A 22,572-nucleotide genomic window follows, 5' to 3' on the forward strand; every position below is an offset into this window, starting at 1 on the left:
AACATAATACACTCCCGACCGGGACGGTCGGCATTACAAGCCATGAGTGAGAAACTAGCCCAGCATCTGGCCGATACATTTAACCGACGGTCTTTTCTAACCAAAGCCTCGCTGAGCTTAGGCTCGGTGGCTCTCGGGGCGTTGTTGCCTCAGAATCTTTTCTCCAACCCCACTGCCCAAGAGGCACTCACGGCCCCCAATCGCCCACCCAGGGCCAAACGGGTAGTGTATATGTGCCAGAGCGGGGGGCCATCGCAGCTGGAGTTATTTGACTATAAGCCGTATCTGGAAAAGATGCACGGCAAAGACCTGCCCGAATCGGTGCGAAAAGGGCAGCGGCTTACCAGCATGAGCGCCCAGCAGTCGGCGTTACCGCTGGTGAGTTCGCCCTATAAATTTGCCCAGCACGGCAAGAGCGGGGCGTGGCTTAGTGAACTCATGCCCTATACCGGCAAAGTGGCCGACGATCTCTGCTTCATCAAGTCGATGTACACGGAGCAGATTAACCACGACCCGGCCCTCACCTTTTTTCAGACGGGTAACCAACTGGCCGGACGCCCGAGTATTGGTGCCTGGGTGAGTTATGGTCTGGGAAGTGCCAATGAGAACCTGCCTGCGTTCATTGTTCTGGTTTCGAACGATGCTCCCAAAGATCAGCCTTTGTACGCCCGGCTTTGGGGAAATGGTTTTTTACCGTCTAAACACCAGGGCGTGCAGTTCCGCTCCGGGGCCGATCCCGTACTTTATCTGAACAACCCCAACGGCTACAGCACCACCGACCGGCGCTATATGCTCGATGCGCTGAAAGACCTCAATCAGGTGCAGGAGGAAATGTACGGCGACCCGGAAGTGGCGAACCACATTGCTCAGTACGAGATGGCGTTCCGGATGCAAACGTCCGTCCCCGATGTAAACGACCTCTCTAACGAACCCGACTGGGTATTTGATCTCTACGGCCCGGAATCCCGAAACCCCGGCACGTTTGCCGCCAACTGCCTGATGGCCCGCCGACTGCTGGAACGCGACGTCAAATTCGTTCAGCTTTATCACCAGGGCTGGGACCAGCACGGCAATTTACCGTCGGGGATAACCAAACAGTGCAAAGCCACGGACCAGGCCTCGGCGGCTCTGGTTCAGGACCTCAAACAGCGGGGCCTGCTGGACGATACGGTCGTCGTATGGGGGGGCGAATTTGGCCGGACGAATTACTCGCAGGGCAAACTTACCAAAGATAATTACGGGCGCGACCATCACCCGCGCTGCTTTACGATGTGGATGGCGGGCGGTGGCATAAAGTCGGGAATTACCTACGGCGAAACGGATGAGTTTGGCTATAACATCATCAAAAATCCCGTTCACGTGCATGATTTTCAGGCTACGCTGTTGCACCTGTTGGGCGTCGACCACGAAAAGCTCATCTACGAATTTCAGGGACGCCGTTTCCGGCTGACGGATGTCGAGGGGAAACTGGTAAAGGGCATTCTGGCGTAAACTAGTGATGGCGCAAGGCTCTGGCCTTGTGCCATCGGAAGAAATTACCAATAATCACTAACCCTTTCCAATGTCTGCACAAATCCTTTGGGTACTGCTGTTAACGTTTCTCATAAATCTAATCAGCACCCTCTCCTATTCGGTGCGGATTGTGGGAATTCGAACCCGAAAAATAGCGGTGTCTTTTGCCTTATTCAATGTGTTGGTACTGGTATCAAGGACCGCAAACGGCTTTCAGGCACCTATTTTAGCCAACATTGTTGAGAAAAACATTCGCCTTGGCCGTGCCAATCCCATCGACCAGTTTTACTGGGTTTTGTGGATGACATCGTTGTCTACGCTGGTGGGGGCCTTGCTGATTCCGTCTTTTCAGCGGCTATTTTCCTATGCGGTTGTCCACTTCAGCCGCCACAAATCAATGCCCGGACTAGTACTGGCCAGTGTATCGTCGCGGGGTTTCGATCTAATTCGTTCGAGCACAGTAGCGCCAAGTTTCCAGAATATGACCCGTTTAGTTGACAAAGGGCCGTTTCCGTGGCGGGTGTTTGTATTCAACGTTGTTGCGGTGGCAGTTTTGACGGTGGGGGTACTGGCGTCGTTGTATGCCGGTTACCTGAATCCGGGTTTACGGACAACATCGAGCAATTTATCGTCGGTCATTAATGGACTTGCTACGATCCTGATGTTTTTGTTCATCGACCCGTATTTGTCTATTCTGACCGATGAAGTGGCCGAGGGAAAGTACCAGGAGCCTGCCTTCCGAAACCAGGTTGTCATTCTGGTTATTGCCCGGCTACTGGGCACCTTACTGGCTCAGCTTGTCTTTTTACCCGCTTCGCAATTGATTGTACTGATTGCGGAGCACATGTGAGGTTGTCTTTTCTATTTAACGTGAATAATAGAATACAGCCTTTGACATTCAGAGGTTTAAGTACCGTTGTCGCTACGCGGCCATTATTCACGTTAAAATTAGGTTTTGAGAAACCTCCGTGGTCAGGTTTGAGAACCTGACTTCACAAAAAAGGTTTAACCACAGAGACGGTCCGCCGTTGCGGCACGGAGTTCACAGAGGTTGATTGGGGTAGAAAGTGCCTCTGACCGGAGTAAATGACCAGCCTGATACGCCGGTCAGAGACCGGATAACACCACAACATAGTCACAGACTATGCCCAACCACCCTGGGAGACCCGTCTTTACCCTCTGGCCGGTGTATTCAACTGTTATGATTTACCGGCCAGAGGCCGGAGAATAATAGACACAAGGCCAGAGCCTTGCGCCATCCGCCATTATTAATCTCAATTCAACGCCAACGGCTTCTGGACGGGTACGGAAATTTCTTTCCGTTCGCCGATTTGTTGCCGCCACATGGCGTAGTAAAGCCCTTTTTGTTCCAGTAATTCGGCATGAGCACCCTGCTCGGCTATATGCCCCCGTTCGAGAACGAAGATTCGGTCGGCGTGTAAAATCGTGCTTAGGCGGTGTGCAATCAGGATGGTGATGTGCTGCCGGGAACCGGATAGCTCGCGGACAGTCTTGCCGATCTCTTCTTCCGTGAGCGAATCCAGCGCCGATGTGGCCTCGTCAAAGACCAGCAACGTTGGCTTGCGCAGTAACGCGCGGGCAATGCTCAGTCGCTGTTTTTCACCACCTGACACCTTGACTCCGCCCTCGCCAATGACCGTGTCGAGGCCCTGGGGCGCCCGGCTGAGCAACGTATCAGCAGCAGCCTGACGCAGAGCCAGCAAACATTCCTCATCCGTAGCTTTGGGCGCTACAAACCGGAGGTTCTCACGAATGGTACCGGCAAAAAGCTGCGTATCCTGCGTAACAAAGCCGATTTGCTCGCGCAATTCGTCCATGTTAATCTCAGAACCCGGAATATCGTTATACAGAATTTTTCCGGCCAATGGCGGGTAAAGGCCAACCAGCAGTTTCACCAGCGTTGTTTTCCCGGAACCCGATGGCCCAACAAACGCGATGGTCTCCCCAAGCTTGGCCCTGAAGGAAATACCGGCCAGGGCGGGAATATGGGCCGTGAGGTGTTTGAAACGTACATCCTCGAAGGCCAGCGTTTCAATCTTGTTGATGGCCTGCGGGTGAGCAGGCCGAACATCGCGGGGCGTGTCGAGAATCTGCTGAAAGTTGGCCAGCGACGCTTCCGTCTCCCGATATACGTTAATAATATTGCCCAGTTCCTGCAAAGGCCCGAAGATGGCGAAGGAATAAATGAAAAGAGAGAAGAACTCACCCACCGTAATCCGCCCCTGCACCACCAGAAACAGCATGAGCAGCATAATGGCGTTGCGCAACAGGTTTACAAACGTGCCCTGAATAAACGACAGCGACCGGATGTACTTCACCTTTTTGAGTTCCAGACGCAGGATTTTATCCGTCGTGGCGTTCAGACGCTCGGTTTCCTGCTGGGCCAGTCCCAGGCTTTTCACCAGTTCAATGTTACGCAGACTTTCGGTCGTTGAACCCGCCAGCGCCGTCGTTTCGGCCACGATCGTCTTTTGAACGACCTTGATTTTTTTACTCAGCAATGAACTCACGAAGCCCAGGAGCGGGATGGTCAGGAAGTAGGCAGGGGCAATGGGCCAGTAAACGGTGGTGGCGTACCACATCACGAAAATGATGCCCACAACGGATGTAAACAGCACATTTACGAACAACTGGATCAGCTTCTCTACATCGGCCCGTACCTTTTGCAGTTTGCCCAGGGTCTCCCCGGAACGCTGGTCTTCAAATACCTGATAGGGCAATTCCAGCGAGTGGCGCAGTCCATCGGTATACAACTTGGCACCCAACCGCTGGGTGATCACATTAACGTAATAATCCTGGAAGTTCTTGGCGATCCGGCTCACCATGGCTACGCCCAATGCCTGTAAAATGAGCAAACCGGCACCGTCGCCCAGAAACTGCCAGAAGTTGATGTCCGATAGCTTTCCACCGGGTTTAACAACATACTGGTCAATGATTTTACGAAAAATATATGGGTCAAGCAGAGAGAAGATCTGATTGATGGCCGCCAGAACCAGGGCCAGAATCAACAGCCCCCAGTATTGACGTAAGTAAGAGTAGAGTAACCGCATAAATGTAGTGCAAGGTTGGTATACAGTGGACAAACGGCTTACGGCGAACGCGTTATTACCGTTGTTATCCTGGAACTTACTCAATAACAATACTAATCCCAGATAATTCCGGGATGGGTTAATGTTAATAAAATAGCCAAAATCAACGATTCTTCTTTCTATGAAAACGGAAAGTATACTTTAAATGAAGTCCCGGCCCCTTCTTTACTTTCACAGGTAATGCGGCCATTCTGTAGCGTAATGTATTCCTGGCAGATGGCCAGTCCCAGACCGGTACCCTGGAAGGCCGTAACGTTACTGGCTCTAAAGAATTTGCCGAATAAATTTGCAATGTCTTTTTCGGGTATACCAATGCCTTCGTCACGTATGGTCATCATGACTTCTTCCGTGCTGAAGCTGATCGTCAGTCGTGGGTTTTTGGTTGAAAACTTAAACGCGTTCGACAACAGATTTGTCAGAATATGTTCGGTCAACTTCCTGTCGAGGTTCACGGCAACCGGGTTGCCAGTATAGCCAAATTCAACAAATCGATTATCCTCACGATCACTGAAATAGTGCTTTACTGTGTTCTCGTACAGTTCTATCAAATCGGTTGACTCTAAGTTGACATTCACTCGTCCTTCATCTATTTTGCTGATTGTCAATGTATCCGTAATCAGATCGTTAAGTAAGAACACCTTCTGATATATCTTCTCAATGTGCTGATTAATGACTCTCGTTATCGGCGTATCCGAATGATCAATATTGACATAATGTTTTACCAGTTCAACACTGGAATTGATAGCGGCCAGCGGTGTTCTGAATTCGTGGGAAGCGGTTGAAATGAACTGGGATTTCAACGCGTTTAACGTTCGTTCTTTTTTGAGTGACTCCTCCAGAATAAGTTCTTTCTCAATAGAAGTTGTAATGTCGGTAGCCATACCAATCCGGCGTATCAACACGCCCTCTTCATTCACTACCCGGAAAAGCCGAACATCCAGATGCCGAAGGGTACCATCTTTATGCCAGGCTCTGAACTGGAACGTTGAGTCTTGATTGGCTTCGCTCACAAAAGTGGCCAATACCTTTGAGCGATCTTCTTCCAGAATGAAGTTCAAAAAAACCATAGGATTGCCATACAATGTTTCGGCCCGCTCGCCGGTAAACTTCTCATAGGCTGGATTTATGTAGATGAACGTTGGCGCATGCAGGTCACGAATCCAGAAAATTTCATCAACGTTTTCGGCAATATCCCGAAACCGCTGCTCGCTTTCCAGCATGGCGTCTTCTGCCTGCTTGCGCTCGGTGATGTCTGTTAGAGTACCCGCAAGACCCGTAACTTCATCCTGTTCGTTTACGGTAAGCTGAGCAAACACGTCAATCCACCGGTAGCCGCCGTCCTTGTGGGTATAGCGCACAACATGTCGACAAATTGCTTTTTGACGACATATGAGCTGGTCACATAAATACCGGTTTCGTTCCCGATCATCCGGAAATACAAATTCCAGAAAGGGTTTACCGAGTGCTTCTTCTACGCTGAATCCCGTGATCTTTTGCCAGACAGGATTCAGGTACGTCAGGCAACCCGACAGATCGGTTTGGAAAACGATGTCTTTCAAATGGTCGACCAATGAACGGTATCGCTTTTCACTGACTTTAAGTGCCTGATCGGCCTGTCGTTTTTTTGTCCGATCCCGAATGACGCCGATCAGCCGGTTGTTTATACCATCTTCATTCTGGACAATTAAGCCATCGGCCTTTAAGTAATGGGTTGTTTTTGTGGCGGGGAAATACACCCGAAACTCAACGTCGAACGGTTTCTGCCATTTTATAATATCCTTTACATTTTGCTTGAAATACGCCAGATCGTCGGGGTGAACGATTTGCTCCAAGTCTTCTATCCGTTTGATTGGTGCATTTTCGGGCAGACCGAACAGCACAAGGAAATTCTCGTCCAGCACTAGCTCGTTGGTAAGCAGATTCCACTCCCACACACCCAGTTTTCCCGCCATAGTGGCTAAACGGCTGCGCTGGTTAGCCTGCATCAGCTTATGCTCAATGGTTTTCAAATAGGAGATGTCGGCTACGATATCGACAAACCCAATGAGCACGTTGTTATCATCATACAAACCGCTAACTGTCGACAAAACAGGTATACGCTGTCCCTGTTTGGTGAGGATGGTGTTTTCCCGCCGTAGAAAATCGTTTTTTTGGATATACTCAATAATCAGTTCTTCTCCGGTACCGTCGTCCACTACGTCGGGGTTCAACTTCTGGAGTAAACTATGATGGGTGGCAGGGTCTCGTAGTGCTCTGGGCTTTACTTTTCCAATCAGCTCGTCGGCGGTGTAGCCGGTCAGGCTTTCCAATGCTGGATTTACGAGTTGAATAACGCCCTGGGCATCTGTTGCAGTGATTGCCAGTCCGGCATGCATGAACACAGCTTTCTGCATGGCAGAAAGCTGCTGTATTTCGCTGGTTCTGACGGCTACACGCTTTTCCAGTTCGGTATTATCCTGCCTAAGTTTGTCTTCTACCTGCTTCAGGTGGGATATATCTTTGATGGTTAGCAAGACATTTCCGCCAACCTGAACCAGCGAGTATTCGCCCCACAGATCCCTGTTCCGTATCTTGTACTTAAGCTGAAACTGCTGCGACTCACCGGTTTCGGCAACTTCTACCGCCCGATTGAATATTCCGTTTTCGTGCGTAAACGGAAACAAGCCAACCAACGTGCCCTGCATTAGCTCGTCATGACTGTAGCCAGTAACGGCTGAATTTACCGGATTCGATAACAGGTATTTAAAATCAACAATACGGCCATCGATACGAACCGGTTCCCACAATGCCAATATAGCCGGCGTATGGTCAATAATAGCCTGTAGAAGCTGGTTATTCTCGTGCAGTTTGCCAGCCTGTTCTCCCAGTTGTCGATTAACATCTTCCTGCAGGAGAACAACGGATAGTTGAGCGGCTACTTCGCGGGCAATTAATACATGTTCTCTGGTGAAGAATTTCGGCGTTTTGTCCAGCAGTACAACGAGGCCCAGGTATTGCTGATGAGCGAAGAGCGGAATGGCCAGAAATGAGCGATGGCCCCACTGATGCGGGTTGAATCCTGGCGGGAAATCGAGCATCCCGGCTTCTAACTGATTTATGAGTAGCTCCCGTCCCTGTTCAAAAATTGGATGGTGAAGAAACTTCGCCGAAAAACGAATATCCGGTAAGCGCTCCTGCCTACCGTGTCGAAGTCGGCTTTCCGTAAAAGCAGACTGGTTCTCCTGATCGACACGAAACAGGATTCCGACCTCGCACGGAATCATTTCATAAACGTATTTCAGGGCTGTTAGACCCGGTTGCACATTGAGCAACCTACTATTCAGTAAGGCCGAACTAATTTTGCTTACCCCCTCAAGTCGCTTGTTGACCCGTTGCAAAAGTTGTTCCCGGCCAACCCGGCTAGTTGCGTTAATTAAAAGAGAAGCAAAGGTTTTTAGTAGGTCCGTATCGTTCTTATCCCAGTTTCGCTCCTCCCGAACGGCATCAAAACCCACATACCCGATCAGTTCGTTATCCAAAACCATAGGCACAACCAACAGCGACTGGATACTTTGTCTTTCCAGGCTTTTCCGCTCCGGAATAGCATGAGGTGGCAAATCATCCAGAGTAACCAATCGAATGGCCTCCTGATTAACCATTTTCTGATGCCACCACGGATAAAGCGAAATAGGATCGTTCTGCATATGAGGCAACTGGGGTTCAATTCCCTCAGCGCACCATTCATGCGAACAACTCATGATTGTCCCATTCTTCAAATACTTGAAAACATACACCCGATCAGCCCGATTGTATTCGCCAATCTGGGCTAACGATTCAACTATAAACGCATCCAGCTCGGGTGCTGTGATGGAGAGCAGACGACTGGACATAGAAGAAATAATTGCTTCCAGTTGCAGTCGACGTTGTAAACTATTGTTTAGATTTTCCGGGGGTGCGGCCTTCTCCAGATAAATGATACATTGCTCCTTATGCCACCTGATTGAACAGGTTAGCCATTGCGCGCTTTTCGTCCTGTAGAGATCGGCCGCAACGGGGATACCCGTTTCCATTACCTGAACAGCCGACTTATACAGCGTGGCCAGCTCCGGCGTTTCATCAAGATAAATCGCTCCTTTAGTATCAACCTGTAACCCAAAGAGCGACGCTGCGCAGGGATTGCAATAAGTAATTTTCAACTTAACAACCGCACCTGTTTTATCATCTGCTGGTATGCAGGCTATAACCCCAATTGGCAGATCGGGCAGATCGTCAATTAGTATATTGGATGTAGAAAAACCAGCATGGTTTTCCTCGCTTGTTTTGGATGGTGGGCTAGATTGGCTCATAGGCGACTCACTGTTGGGCTAAACGTCTGTGCTGATTAGTCTCCACGGGGTAACCAAATAACGGCTTTGGTCAGGCCCGGCGAAGGACTTTCGATGGTCAACCGGCCTTTATTCAACCCCAGGATTACGCGTACAATAGCCAATCCTACACCAAAGCCCTGCTGTTCATACTTTTTCCGGTCAAACTGCACATAAGGACCTATACTTGTGTCGTTTTCAGGAGTAAACGGCTGGCCTGTATTGGTAATGGTCAGGCTGTATCCAGCTTCATCCTGTTCTCCTGTTATATGTACGGTTTGACCGGGGTACGAGAATTTAAAGGCATTATCAATCAATTCTTCCAGGCATTTTTTCAAATTAATTGCTGAAAGCTGAAGTTGAGCGCTGGCAATCTCCTGCCACCAGTCTACTTTCCTATCGAGCCGGAGTTCAATTGACTCGACACAGGCCGTAACAAGTTCTGCCGAAATGGGGGAACTACCACTTGTGTAGTAGACATATTCGGGATGGGATGGCTCCAGTTTTTGTAAGAGGTCCATTAACTGGATATTGTCCAGAGAGCGTTTCAGCCGGAGCCCACTCACCTTAATCATGTTGAGCATCATCTGTGTATCCTCACCATTGAAGGACTGACTCCGATCCGTTAACATGGAGGCAAACCCAATTATACCCGTCAGACAGGTGTTGTATTCGTGAACCGATACAGAAGCTAACGAGTGGCGGAAGTTTTCCATTTGCGCTTTCAAATCCGCCTTCCGCGTTGTTTCCCGCTGCAACCGGCTTTCAATAGCACTTAGCAGGCTCTGGAACGTAAAGGGTTTGGTCAGGTAGTCATCGGCTCCCATAACCATGCCCCGGCGCAGATCGGCGGGTTCGGTCTTGGCGGTCAAAAATATGAATGGGATATTGGCGGTTGTCCGGTTGTTACGAACCACATCCAGCACCTGATAGCCATCCACTTCCGGCATCATGATATCACATAAAATTAAATCCGGTTGTTGCAATAGAGCCTGACTTATGCCCTCACGACCGTTCACTGCCGTCTCTACCTGAAAGCCATGCAGAGTAAGTAATTCGGCTACGTTTTCCCGAATTTGGGTTTCGTCTTCAACAAGTAAGATTTGAGTAGTCATTAACTTCGTAAAAAAATAATTAGTGGGACGTTACGGTTGAAGGTGTATTTATTAATGATGTAGCCACTGGCTCGTTGGTAAGACTTGTAGGCAAGGTAACAATACAGGTAGTTCCTTTCTTTTCTTCGCTCCGGATGTCAAGATAGCCGCCATGCAGTTCGATAAACTGCCGGGCAATGACCAATCCCAGGCCTGTGCCCGGTATTCCATTTGAATTACTAGCGCGAAAAAAAGCCTGAAATAACGCCGACATTTCCCGCGCCGGAATACCCACTCCCTGATCGGTTATTTGAACGATAATCGCTTTTTCTTTAAAAATAAGCCGCAAGGAAGGGTTATCCGTCGAAAACTTAAAAGCGTTTGACAGTAGGTTAACAATGACATGGCTGATCAGCTTTTGATCAATAAAAACAATGTAGGGTATCCCTTCTATTGACACATTGACAGATCGATTAGTTGACTGCTCACTAAAGTGCGTTTTAATAATGTCGGTACAAAGCGCCACCATGTCGACATGGCGAGGAGAAAACTTTACTTTTCCGGCGTCGATAGTGCCAATCGTCAATATGTTTGAGAGGAGGGTTCCAAACTGATCAATTTCTTTACCAATCACATTTAAGTGATGGTGAATCGACTTGTTGCCAGTGGCCGTTGGCAAGTCGAGGTAAAACCTTATCAAATCGACACTGGATTGAATGGTTGCCAGCGGTGTACGAAACTCGTGCGAAGCGGTAGAAACAAACTGCGACTTAAGCTGATTCAGTTCCTGTTCCCGTTGCAGCGATTGCTGCAACACTAATTCTTTCTCTTTCTGACTTGTTACATCGTTGGCAATGCCAATGTGCCGGACAATTTTACCGTAGCTATCATGCACCACGAACGTACGGATCGACAGCCAGCGGACATTGCCATCCATACCCTTCAGACGACAGTAAAACTGGCCTTCGTAACCGGCTTTGTACTGGTCTATAAAAGCTTTGACGAGTGGTTTATCCTCCTCCACGATGGAATTCATGAATGAACGCGGATTGTCGTATAAACTCTGGCAACTGGCGTTCCACACCCGCTCATAAGCCGGGTTGACATACAACAATTCAAACGGTTCTGCCGAGTGAATCCAGAAAATCTCATCAACATTTTCGGCTATTTCCCGGAACCGGCGCTCACTTTCCCGAAGGGCATCTTCGGCCACTTTTCGCTCCGTTACATCGGCAACGACCCCAATCGCTCTAACGGGCTTACCGGCTTCATCTGTCAGGACGATCCCGTTAGATTCCATGTAGCGGATGGTCCCGTCTGGCCGTACAATGCGCGCTACTTCGTTTGAGATCAAATTGGTTAGCGGTATGGTAACAACGGCATCCCGATCATCGGGATGAAGCATCTTTGCAAAATCTGAAAAATGCCATTCCGTTCGACCCGGCCTTAACCCATGCATTTCCCACAGGCGGTCGTCCCAGATTAGTGTATCCTTTTTAAAGTCTCTTTCCCAGATTCCCTGACCAGCTGCACTGGTAGCCACCTGAAGCCGCTGATTGAGGTTAATCAATTGCCTTTCGGCCTGCTGGCGTTCCGTTACATCCCGTGCGGAGGCATAAAATATAGCGTTTACCCGTATCGCATTCCACTCCAGCGACCGGTAGGTACCGTCTTTTTTCAGAAACCGGTTCAGTTGATTGCGAACCGGCCTGTAGTTCGTTAGTTCCCATACACTTTGCTGAAGAAGTTCCTGCTCATCCGGGTGTACTAACTCTGCAAACGTTAACTGATCGAGTTCTTCTCTACTATATCCCAGGGTCATATCCCACGCCCGGTTGGCAGTCAGGAGTTTTCCATCAACGGTTACTACACAGTGCAGATCAATGGCCCCTTCGAAAAAGGTACTTAACTCCTCATTCTTCTCCTGAAGCTCTGATTCAATCGCTTTCAGCCCGGAAATATCCGTAGCAATGCCCACATAGCCGATAGTTTCGTTGTTCTCATCGGTTAAAACACTCGACGCCATCAGTACCGGTATCAGGCTTCCGTCTTTGCGGCTAAGTAGACATTCGGCCTGAAAATAGCCGTGTTCGGCCAGCATATCGAGCAAACCAGCCGAAACAACTTCATCAGGTTGGGTAGTAACATAAGTTATTACCGGCATTGGACTGTAGCCCTCCCTTAATTCAAGGTACGCTACCCGGCCAACTAATTCCTCGACCCGGTAACCGATCAACTTTTCGCAGGCTCGATTAGCCGTTTGAATAACTCCGTAAATATCGGTGGACAAAATAGCCTGACTGGCGTGTTCAAAGATAGCCCGTTGTACTGTCGACAACTGTCTGACTTCTCTCGTTCGTTCTTCTACCCGTTGTTCAAGCTGTTCGGTGTACTCCTCAAGCTGTTCATCCAACTGTTGTTGATACAGGACGATAGCTAGCTGGCTGGCTACTTCCTGGGTAATATGCCGGTACTCTTCCGTGAAGAAATGCGGAGTTACCGCAGCCAGCGTTAAAGCCCCTATGCATTCCTGCCGACTAAACAACGGAATAATAACGAGCGACTGAAAGCCCTCTTCGTGCAGAACTGCACTTAAGGCAAGCGACGAATTCGTTGCACCCGGCCGTAAATCGGGCAGGTAGGTAAGCTTCTCGCCAGCCAGAAACTGTTCATAGAAGCAGGGGTCGGTAATAACCTGACGCGGATTGCTGACGGGAACACCGTTTACCAGCCTGCACTTGGCCACGGCCAGTTGGGTGACCTCATCAATCTGAAAAACCGTTATTCGTTCGCACGGCACCATAAAGTGAATGTACTTCATGGCAATTAAGAGGGGGGGTCTATCGGCCAACCGGGAGCTTAATAATGCCTGGTCAATTTCATGCAGGCCCTCTAACCGCTGATTGGCCCGTTTGATAGCCGACTCTTGCTTTAGTCGGCCAAATACGTTGATAATGAGCGTACCGAAAGTTTGTAGAAGAGAAACATCACTTTGCCCCCATTTATGGGCCTGGGTGAGCGTAAAAAACGCAATAAACCCCTGTGTTTTTCGGTTCTGAATCAGTGGAACGGCAATTAGGGAACGAACCGCCATTGCTTTCAGGATACTTTCATCATTGATCTCGTCTAACTGCGTCTCATCGATACTAAATTGAATCAGCTGCCCGGTTTCCAGCTGATGTGACCAGGCAAAACTGTGTATGGGAACATTCTGGTTGGCTTGTTTTCGGGAGTCTATACCCGGAGCGCACCATTCATGGGTACAACTCCCGTACTGATGGTCGTCCGAATAGATAACTACGGCTGCCCGTTCGGCAACAATGTGGGTGCCGATCTGCTCCAGCGCTTCAATCATATAGGCATCCAGCTCCGCAGATTCGAGGATAATCATCCGGCTCGACACGGTCGACAGGATTGATTCCATAGCCAGGCGACGCTGTAACTCCTGCTCCGATTTCTTTTGTTCGCTGATGTCCTGAATAGTGACCATGAGTTGCCGGTCCATTCGGGTTATTATCACGTGGAGCCATACCTCTTCGCCTGCGCACTGCCCATATTGATGGAACTGTTGCGACTCGCCAGTTTGCAGGCTGGTCAGGAGTTGACCAACGAAGGCACAGTCCTCTTCGTTCTGAAAAAGGCCAGCTACGAACTGCCCGGTAAAGTCGTCCCGGGTTCGTCTGAGAATCGTGGCAAAAGCAGTATTAACCAGTTTATAGCGAAACGTCGCTATCAGCAACTTATCGGTATAGACAGGCTCAACAAAGGCAACTCCCTGAAGCGAAACATCAAACCAAAACTGCGAAAACTCATCCATACTGTTCTAGTTCAACTCTAGACTTAATTACACTAATCGATCTTATTTACACTATAAACATTGTAGAATAAGCCAAAAAGTCATCTTGCTTACTACTGTCAGGCGTTGTCCTGTCTTTTCCCAAAAAAGTTAATCAAAAGGCTTCAGAAATATACAGTCAATTTTCTATCTGGTATGCGACGGCTATCCCGATAGCCAATTTTTAAAATCCCTGAATCTGGCCTTCGCTAATGTGGTCTCATAGGTTTCCTGACCAATTGTCAAAAAAAGACAATATTTACCTTTATCCCAGTATGTATATTTCTGGACGGTTTTTCGGTGCAGCAGAATGTTTCGGTTAGCCCTGAAGAAAAGCATTGGGTCCAGCCCGGCGGTTAACTTATCGAGGCTTATATTCACTTGAAAAGTACCTGCCGGGTGATTAACAAAATACTCTCTATTCTTCGTAAAAAAGCAGAAGCACTCGTCGACCGCCAGCACCATCGTTCCCCGTCTGTCACGTCCATTAACGGTCTTTAAATAATGATCCGAAGTTGGTACCCCATTCTGCTGCTGAACTCTGGTCAATCGGCTTTCAATGGCTTTTAGAAGCTCGGAGGTCCGGAAAGGCTTGGTCAGGTAATCGTCGGCCCCTAAATTCATACTGTAGCGCAGATCCAGCATATCCGATTTAGCGGTTAAAAATATGAAGGGCGTATGCGCCAGATTAGGATTCATTCGCACCCTTTGCAGCACCTGATACCCGTCCATATCCGGCATCATGATGTCACTCAAGATGAGTTCCGGCAGACACTGTTGGGCCAGGGAGATTCCTTTGACACCATCGGCAGCCGTTTGTACCTCATACCCACTAATTGTTAACAGTTCCGCTATATTTTCCCGAATCTGTGCAACGTCTTCAATAACTAGTATCCGGATTGACATGTATTAAGTGGACACGGTTAAATAAGGAGAGTCTTTTATGCCAGATAGCCTTATAGCAATCTTATGTCCAGGGCTGAAGCCAACGACATAAATTTTATTGCTGCCTGCTTAAACGCCCTGTTTTTGTAGAGACAGGACGGATTTAGGCTTTGCAGACCAACCAGTAAAGCATAACACGTTGAGAAACAGATAGGTCAAGACAGTTCGACCGGTACAGCGACAAACATTACCGCAATGCGGAACAGATCATCAAGCTTATATCAATTAAGAATGTAGTATAAAACATAATTCCACAAATCTACTGAAACACAAATAAGTAAACAAAAAGTATAAAAATAATTTGAATTTAGTTATCAGATTTTACCTCTTATGAGTTGTTCGACATCCTAAAATACAGGTTCTTCAGTTAATATAGTTCAGCAGACGCTGCAGACAATAGCTTATGGACAAGTAAGCGTTTAATTCCCATAAACTAAGTACAGCGCAGACAATCCTGCCTGAATTTGGAAACACACCTTGTCAGGTTTTATCTTCACAGTTAATTTTCCCTGACGTATAGCGGTCAGGTTTTCACTACGAAAGTGTATAAACGTTCATTATGCACTTCTTCTCAACGTTTTATTGATTCGTAACCATGATTCTGCTCGTTGATGATAGGCCAGAGAATCTTCTTCCACTGAAAAAGATTCTGGAATTGCATCGGTTTTCGGTTGATACCGCCGAGTCTGGTGAAGAGGCCTTGAAAAAAGTTCTAAAGGCGGATTACTCGGTTATTGTGCTCGATGTACAGATGCCCGGTATGGATGGGTTCGAGGTGGCGAATGCCATTGCCGGTTTTAGCCGGGCCCGCGACACCTCCATTCTTTTTCTTTCCGCCGTTAATACCGATAAGAAATTTATTACCAAGGGGTATACTTCAGGCGGTATCGACTATTTGACCAAGCCGGTTGACCCTGATATTCTGGTTTTAAAAGTTAAAACATTTCACAAACTTTACGAGCAGCAGCAAGAACTCCGGGCTACACAGGCATCTCTTCGCAAGGAAGTTGAGGTTCGAAAAAAAGCACAGGAAGAACTGGCCGAACGCATGCAGGAGTTACAGGCTGTGCTGTCTTCGCTGCCACAAATGGCCTTTACGGTAGCCCCCGATGGCCGGATCGAATACGTAAACGAACACTGGTATCAGTATGCCAGCGACACATCGACGTTCCCTAACTCCCACCCCGACGACCACCTTTGCCACGATTGGGAACAGGCACTTGGCAATGGCGTTGAGTTTACCCGCGAAGTACGGCTGAAAGCCCTGAATACGGACAACTATCGCTATCATTTACTTCGTGTCATTCCCATTCAGCAGCAGGGGACTCTGGTTCGGTGGATTGGTACCTTTACCGACATTCACCCTCAAAAACAGGCAGCTGAGCTACTGGAGCAGCAAGTCAGGCTACGAACTAACGAGCTACTCACCAAAAACGAAGAACTGGAACGAATTAATCAGGAACTTCAGCAATTTACCTGGGTCGTTTCGCACGACCTCAAAGAGCCCCTTCGTAAAATTCAGTTGCTCAGCGACATAGTCAAGGTAAAGTACCTGAGTACCAATCCCGAAGCTGCAGCCTACCTCGACCGGTCCATTCAATCATCGGCCCGGATGTCTGATTTAATTAAAGACCTCCTGGCCTATTCGCAACTGTCCGTACACGAACCGTTCCAGGCCACCAATCTCAACACGCTGCTGGCCGATCTTTTACAGGATTTCGATGAGTTGATCTATCAAAAGCAGGCCATCCTGACGATTGATGAGTTGCCCGTAATTGATATTATTCCCACCCGAATCCGTCAGGTATTTCAGAATCTGCTGAGCAATGCCCTCAAGTTTTCAAAGCCAGACGTACCACCCACCATTAATATCAGTGCAGAACGGGTAGCCAGCAAAACAATTGATAGCCCTCCCTCCCCCACGGGCGATTACTGCCGGATTATTATTCGTGATAACGGAATCGGCTTCGATGAAAAATTCCTGAACCGCATTTTTATAATTTTCCAACGGCTGCACCACCGTACTCATTACGAAGGAACAGGTATTGGCCTGGCCATTGCCAAGAAAAACATGGATAAGCATAACGGGCTCATTTCCGCTCAAAGCCGCGAAAATGAAGGAGCCAGCTTTATCCTGGTCCTACCCGTCAGACAGGCGGGTGCCCTATTGCCCAATTAACCATCAATAGCGGCTCTAATTCATTTACTATGTCACAATCGTCTACATCGAACTCTGTTATACGACAGCTACAGCTTGTTTTTACCCTGTCAACGCTGTTGCTGCTGATCAGTTTGACAGCTTCTTATTACAGTATTCAGAAGTTGATCAGCAACTCCAAACTGGTCAACCATACCAATCAGGTATTGATTGAGGCCGAAAACATTATTTCCTACATGAAAGATGCGGAGACCGGGCAACGCGGCTACCTCGTTACGCTCGATCCGGTCTTTCTCGAACCGTATAATGGGAGCCGTACAAAAGTAGCGGTGAGTTACGACCTGCTCCACGAACTAACAAATGACAATCCGGCCCAGCAACGAAGCCTTAACCGAATAAAATCATTGTATGAAGCCAAGTTCAAGCAAATGCAGCGCGTTATTGACTTGACCAAAGGCAATAAACTCTTTAACCGGGATACGCTTACCCAGCATCGGGAAATGACCCGTGGGAAACAGATCATGGACGATCTGCGTGTGCTTATTAATCGGTTTAAATTGGACGAGAACCGACTGCTCGACACCCGTATTCAACAGCAGCAGATATACATAAACTACACGCCTTTTTTACTGTTGTTTGCGGCTGCCGTATCCATGCTGATTACCGCACTTACCTACGTGCGCATAAAGCGGGATCTGGACGATCGGATTGAAAAACAGCAGCTCGACGAAGCAAAGTACATTGAAACAGCCGGTCGTATTTCGGTGATGGAGTCTATAACCGGTAAAATTGCCGGGGGTGATTATGCTATCCGAAGTGAGGATACTCAGGATGATGAACTGGGCCGCATTGCCAAAGCGCTGAATCAGATGACAGCCTCTCTCGAACAGACCTTTACGGACTTGAAAAGCAGGAACTGGCTACAAACGGGAAACGTAAAAATAGGCGATGCCATGCGGGGCGAAAAAGAACTGAAAAAACTGGGTAACCGCCTGATCGACGCCATTGCCGATTACCTGAGCGCCCCGCAAGCCACTATTTACCTGATCGACACCGATTCGATGTATAAGCTGGCGGGTAGTTATGCAGCCCAGCAGCCACCCATGAGCATCAGGCCCGGCGAGGGGCTGGCCGGTGAAGCGATTGAACGCAAAAAACTCATTGTCATTCAAAATATTCCGCCTACGTACAGTCGGATTGCGTCTTCTCTGGGCAATGCCGTCCCCACGGCCCTGGTTATTGCCCCGTTGGTATATGCCGACGTTTGTATTGGCGTCATTGAAGTGGGTTTGCTCCACAATCCCGACCCCATGGAGGTTGCCTTTCTGGAACATAATCTGGAAGCGATGGCCATTGGCGTTAACTCTGCTCTGGATTACCTCCGGCTCCAGAACTTCCTGGAAGAAACCCAGGCTCAGGCCGAGGAGTTGCAGGCACAGCATACCGAAATGGAAAACCTGAATGCCGAGCTGGAAATGCAGGCCCAAAAGCTCCAGGCATCGGAAGAAGAACTACGGGTTCAGCAGGAAGAATTACAACAGACCAACACCGAGCTCGAAGAACGGGGGTTGTTGCTGGAAGAGAAAAACGATGAGATTCAGAAAAAAGCCGATGAACTGGAACTGACCACCCGGTATAAATCGGAGTTTCTGGCCAACATGTCGCACGAGTTACGGACACCGCTCAACTCCATTCTTCTCCTGAGCCGGTTACTGGCCGAGAATAACGAGGATACCCTCACCCCCGATCAGGTCGAGTATGCGCGCGTCATTCAGTCGTCGGGCAACGGGCTGCTTGGGCTGATCGACGAAATTCTGGATTTGTCGAAGATTGAAGCGGGGCAGATGAAACTGGATTTTCAGGATGTGGCTGTTTCCGAAATTACGGATGAATTACAGTCGCTGTTCGGGTTGGTTGCCAAAGAAAAAGGGTTGAACTTCTCGATAAACGTAAACCCTAACGTACCGACAGTGATTGAGACGGATCGCATGCGTCTGGGTCAGGTTCTCAAAAATCTGCTCTCCAATGCCATCAAGTTTACGTCGGGTGGTCAGGTATCCCTGACTATTCAGCGCAGCACCTCAGCCCCGTCAACCCTTTGCTTTATGGTTAAGGATACGGGCATTGGCATTCCTCCCGAAAAACAGCCCCTCGTCTTCGAAGCGTTTCAGCAGGCCGATGGGTCAACCAAGCGAAAATACGGTGGCACCGGCCTCGGCTTATCCATCAGCCGGGAACTGGCCAAGTTGCTTGGGGGCGAAATTACCCTATCCAGCCAGGTGAACGTGGGTAGTGAATTCACCATCCACCTGCCGCTTTCCAAAGACATTCCCCAACCTGTGTCGCAGGAGATCCCAAGGTCGGAACCACAACTCTTGCCCGCCGTCGACCCAAAGCCCAGGCGATCGACCGAGTACATTAGCCTGACTATTCCGGAGCCCATTCCGGACGATCGACACGCCATTGCGGAGGGCGACAAAACGATTCTGATTGTTGAGGACGACCCTAATTTCGCAAAATCACTGCTCGACTACGCCCGCAAAAAAGGATATAAGGGCATTGTAGCCGTTCAGGGAGACGAAGGCTTAAAACTGGCATCAGTGTACAAACCGCTGGGCATTCTGCTCGACATCCAGTTGCCGGTTATGAGCGGCTGGGAGGTTATGGACGCCCTGAAAGCCAATCCGCAAACGCGGCCTATTCCAGTACATATCATGTCGTCGCATAAGCTAAAAAACGAAAGTCTGCTGAAAGGTGCCATTGATTTTGTGGACAAGCCGGTTGCCTTCGAGCAGTTGCAGGAAGTCTTTCAAAAGATCGAATACGTCCTCAACCGCAACCCCAAGAAAGTGCTGATCGTTGAAGACAACCCCAAACATGCCAAAGCACTGGCGTATTTCCTGGAGACATTTAACATTACCTCCGAGTTAAAAAGCAACATTACCGAAGGAATCGACGCCCTGAAACGCAAAGAGGTCGACTGCGTTATTCTGGACATGGGAGTACCCGATTCTACGGCTTACGAAACGCTGGAGGTTGCCAAGAAGAACCCCGGTCTGGAAAACCTGCCGATCATTATTTTCACGGGCAAGAGCCTGTCGATGTCGGAAGAGCTGAAAATCAAAAAATACGCGGACTCTATCATTGTAAAAACCGCCCACTCCTACCAGCGTATGCTCGATGAAGTATCGCTCTTCCTGCACCTGGTTGAGGAGAACAAGCAAACTGCACCAGCAAACGGTACGGCTAAGAAACTAGGCGCACTGAGTCAGGTTCTGAAGAACAAAACCGTACTGGTAGCGGACGATGATGTACGAAATATTTTTTCCCTCTCCAAAGCACTGGAACAGTTCAACATGACCGTCATAGCGGCCCTGGATGGAAAGGAAGCCCTCCAGAAATTAGAAGAAAACCCCGATATCGATATCGTGCTGCTGGATATGATGATGCCCCAGATGGATGGGTACGAAACAGCCCGAAAAATAAGGGAGCATTACCAATGGAAAAACTTACCCGTTATTGCCGTAACGGCCAAAGCCATGACCGGCGACCGGGAAAAATGCATTCAGGCGGGCGCGTCGGATTACATCACCAAGCCAGTCGATATTGACCAGCTCATATCCCTGCTGCGTGTCTGGCTGTACGAACGAAATTAGATTAGCCACAGAGCGGCACGGAGAGACACAGAGCTACGCAGAGAAAAATTGGTAGTTCTGCGGATACACAATGAAAAATAAAAACTCTGTGTATCTCCGTGCATCTCTGCGAATCTCTGTGGCCTAAAACTCCAACAAAATGACTAAAAAAACGGTCTTAATCATCGACGACGATCCCCGCAATATTTTTGCGTTGAAAGCTACCTTGAAAGCGAAGTCATTTGACTGCATAGCGTGTGGCAGTGCACAGGAAGCTATTGACCTTTTAATAACGGATGCGGTTGTCGACGTGATTCTCATTGATATGATGATGCCCGAAATGGACGGGTACGAAGCCATTCCGCGCATTAAGAATTTAGAGAACAGAGAGCAGACGCCCATTTACGCCGTTACAGCGCAGGCGATGGTTGGCGATCGGGAAAAATGCCTGCGCGCCGGTGCCACCGATTACATCGCCAAGCCAATTGATGTTGATCGGTTGCTGCAATTATTGTCGGGTAGTGAACGATTGCTATGATTGAGGAGGAAGAAATTGATTTGTTGCTGACAGACTTGATTGAGGTGCATGGATACGACTTCACCCATTACTCCAGAGCATCCTTAAAACGACGTATCAATCGACTGTGGCAACTGGACAAGTTCCCGAGTTTCGCCGAGCTGCGGTATCGCGTCCGGTCGGATACGGATTACCTCAAACGCTTTGTGGAAGAGGTGACCGTAAACGTAACCGAAATGTTCCGCGACCCCCAGTTTTACCGGGCACTTCGGAACGACGTTTTGCCTACGCTGGCGGCCAAACCGTTTATTCGTATCTGGCACGCGGGTTGCTCAACGGGTGAAGAGGTCTTTTCGATGGCGATACTGCTCAACGAAGCCAACCTGCTTCATAAATCGTTGCTGTATGCTACCGATTTGAATCCGGAGGTACTGGAGACAGCCCGTGCGGGTATTTTCGCCATGGCACCCATGAAACAGTACTCGGAAAACTACATACTATCGGGGGGTAAAAACGACTTTTCCATTTACTATACGGCTCAGTATGGATATGTTAAATTCAACAGCAGCCTGTCGGAGAAGATGGTATTCTCGACGCATAATCTGGTATCGGACCAGTCGTTCAACGAATTCGATTTAATCCTCTGCCGAAACGTACTGATCTACTTCGACAAGGCACTCCAGCAGCGGGTATTGACCCTCTTCGACGATAGCCTGGGGCCACTCGGCTATCTGGCTCTTGGTGCGAAAGAAACGCTGAAATTCTCTACGCTACAGGCAACCTACCGGCAACTGGCCGGCGAAAAAATATGGCGGAAACAAAGCTAACCCATCGGGCAGAGGCTATCCTGATTGGAGGCTCCACGGGAAGCATAGAAGTGCTACTGCGCCTACTACCCACCTTGCCCGACCCCTTGTCGTTTGCTCTGATTATCGTACTCCATCGTAAAAACACCGCCGATTCGACGCTGGCAAACCTGTTGTCACTAAAGACAAACAGCCCTTTTCGGGAAGTAGATGATAAAGACCTCATAAAGCCGGGCACCATTTACCTGGCTCCTGCCGATTATCATCTACTTATTGAACAGGATAAGAGCTTTTCGCTGGACGATTCCGAAAAAGTAAACTACAGCCGCCCGTCCATTGATGTCACCTTCGAATCGGCGGCCGATGTATACGGCTCTTCATTAATTGGCATACTCCTGTCGGGAGCCAACGCCGACGGTACCAAAGGGATGCAGGCCATTAAGAAAAGGGGGGGCTTGCTCGTTGCCCAACATCCCGACACAGCTCTGGTTGGGTATATGCCCCAACAAGCTATCGAGAACACCACTGTCGACCATGTGCTGGACGTAGCCGGTATCATTGAGTTCCTAAACTCGGTGAATACGGCTTAGTAAAAGCCTACATCAGCCCAAGTTCCT

Annotated in this window: 12 protein-coding genes; 7 read left to right on the forward strand and 5 right to left on the reverse strand. The window is 48.8% G+C overall.

What is annotated here, in order from left to right:
* Nucleotides 1-42: 42 nt before the first annotated feature.
* Together CRO74_RS27000 and CRO74_RS27005 are read left to right on the forward strand one after the other, a co-directional pair.
* Nucleotides 43-1,491 (forward strand): DUF1501 domain-containing protein, encoded by a 1,449-nt coding sequence (locus CRO74_RS27000; protein WP_097130687.1) that lies wholly within the window; start codon nt 43-45, stop codon nt 1,489-1,491.
* Nucleotides 1,492-1,561: 70 nt separating this feature from the next.
* Entirely contained in the window at nt 1,562-2,362 is an 801-nt protein-coding gene (locus CRO74_RS27005; protein ID WP_097130689.1) for a lipid II flippase Amj family protein, read from the forward strand.
* 424 nt (nt 2,363-2,786) lie between these two features.
* Here CRO74_RS27005 and CRO74_RS27010 read toward each other — a convergent pair whose 3' ends face one another.
* From CRO74_RS27010 to CRO74_RS27030, 5 genes are all read right to left on the reverse strand, one after another.
* Nucleotides 2,787-4,583: an ABC transporter ATP-binding protein gene (locus CRO74_RS27010; RefSeq protein WP_097130691.1), complete on the reverse strand. Its 1,797-nt coding sequence runs from the start codon at nt 4,581-4,583 to the stop codon at nt 2,787-2,789.
* Between the two features lie 158 nt (nt 4,584-4,741).
* On the reverse strand, nt 4,742-8,947 hold the full coding sequence (locus CRO74_RS27015) for a PAS domain S-box protein (RefSeq protein WP_097130693.1): 4,206 nt from the start codon (nt 8,945-8,947) through the stop codon (nt 4,742-4,744).
* Nucleotides 8,948-8,982: 35 nt separating this feature from the next.
* Nucleotides 8,983-10,080 (reverse strand): hybrid sensor histidine kinase/response regulator, encoded by a 1,098-nt coding sequence (locus CRO74_RS27020; protein WP_097130695.1) that lies wholly within the window; start codon nt 10,078-10,080, stop codon nt 8,983-8,985.
* Between the two features lie 19 nt (nt 10,081-10,099).
* Complete coding sequence (locus tag CRO74_RS27025; RefSeq protein ID WP_097130697.1) at nt 10,100-13,876, reverse strand: PAS domain S-box protein; 3,777 nt, start codon at nt 13,874-13,876, stop codon at nt 10,100-10,102.
* A gap of 183 nt (nt 13,877-14,059) precedes the next feature.
* A complete protein-coding gene (locus tag CRO74_RS27030) occupies nt 14,060-14,800 on the reverse strand; it encodes a response regulator (RefSeq protein WP_097130700.1) in 741 nt (246 codons plus the stop codon).
* A 634-nt stretch (nt 14,801-15,434) separates the two neighbouring features.
* Here CRO74_RS27030 and CRO74_RS27035 point away from each other — a divergent pair.
* The 5 genes from CRO74_RS27035 (at nt 15,435) to CRO74_RS27055 (ending at nt 22,545) form a co-directional block, all read left to right on the forward strand.
* Nucleotides 15,435-17,018 (forward strand): hybrid sensor histidine kinase/response regulator, encoded by a 1,584-nt coding sequence (locus tag CRO74_RS27035; protein ID WP_097130701.1) that lies wholly within the window; start codon nt 15,435-15,437, stop codon nt 17,016-17,018.
* A gap of 29 nt (nt 17,019-17,047) precedes the next feature.
* Nucleotides 17,048-20,653: a response regulator gene (locus tag CRO74_RS27040; RefSeq protein ID WP_097130703.1), complete on the forward strand. Its 3,606-nt coding sequence runs from the start codon at nt 17,048-17,050 to the stop codon at nt 20,651-20,653.
* Between the two features lie 139 nt (nt 20,654-20,792).
* On the forward strand, nt 20,793-21,170 hold the full coding sequence (locus CRO74_RS27045; protein WP_097130705.1) for a response regulator: 378 nt from the start codon (nt 20,793-20,795) through the stop codon (nt 21,168-21,170).
* Nucleotides 21,167-21,976 carry a CheR family methyltransferase gene (locus CRO74_RS27050; protein ID WP_097130707.1) on the forward strand — a complete coding sequence of 270 codons (810 nt, stop codon included), beginning with the start codon at nt 21,167-21,169 and terminating at the stop codon, nt 21,974-21,976. Before CRO74_RS27045 ends, CRO74_RS27050 begins: the two co-directional genes overlap by 4 nt.
* Nucleotides 21,958-22,545, forward strand: a complete 588-nt coding sequence (locus CRO74_RS27055; protein ID WP_097130709.1) for a chemotaxis protein CheB — start codon at nt 21,958-21,960, stop codon at nt 22,543-22,545. The genes CRO74_RS27050 and CRO74_RS27055 overlap by 19 nt, the downstream gene beginning before the upstream one ends.
* Nucleotides 22,546-22,572 lie beyond the last annotated feature (27 nt).

Origin of the sequence: Spirosoma fluviale, assembly GCF_900230225.1 — a bacterium.
In the GTDB taxonomy this organism is placed as follows: domain Bacteria; phylum Bacteroidota; class Bacteroidia; order Cytophagales; family Spirosomataceae; genus Spirosoma; species Spirosoma fluviale.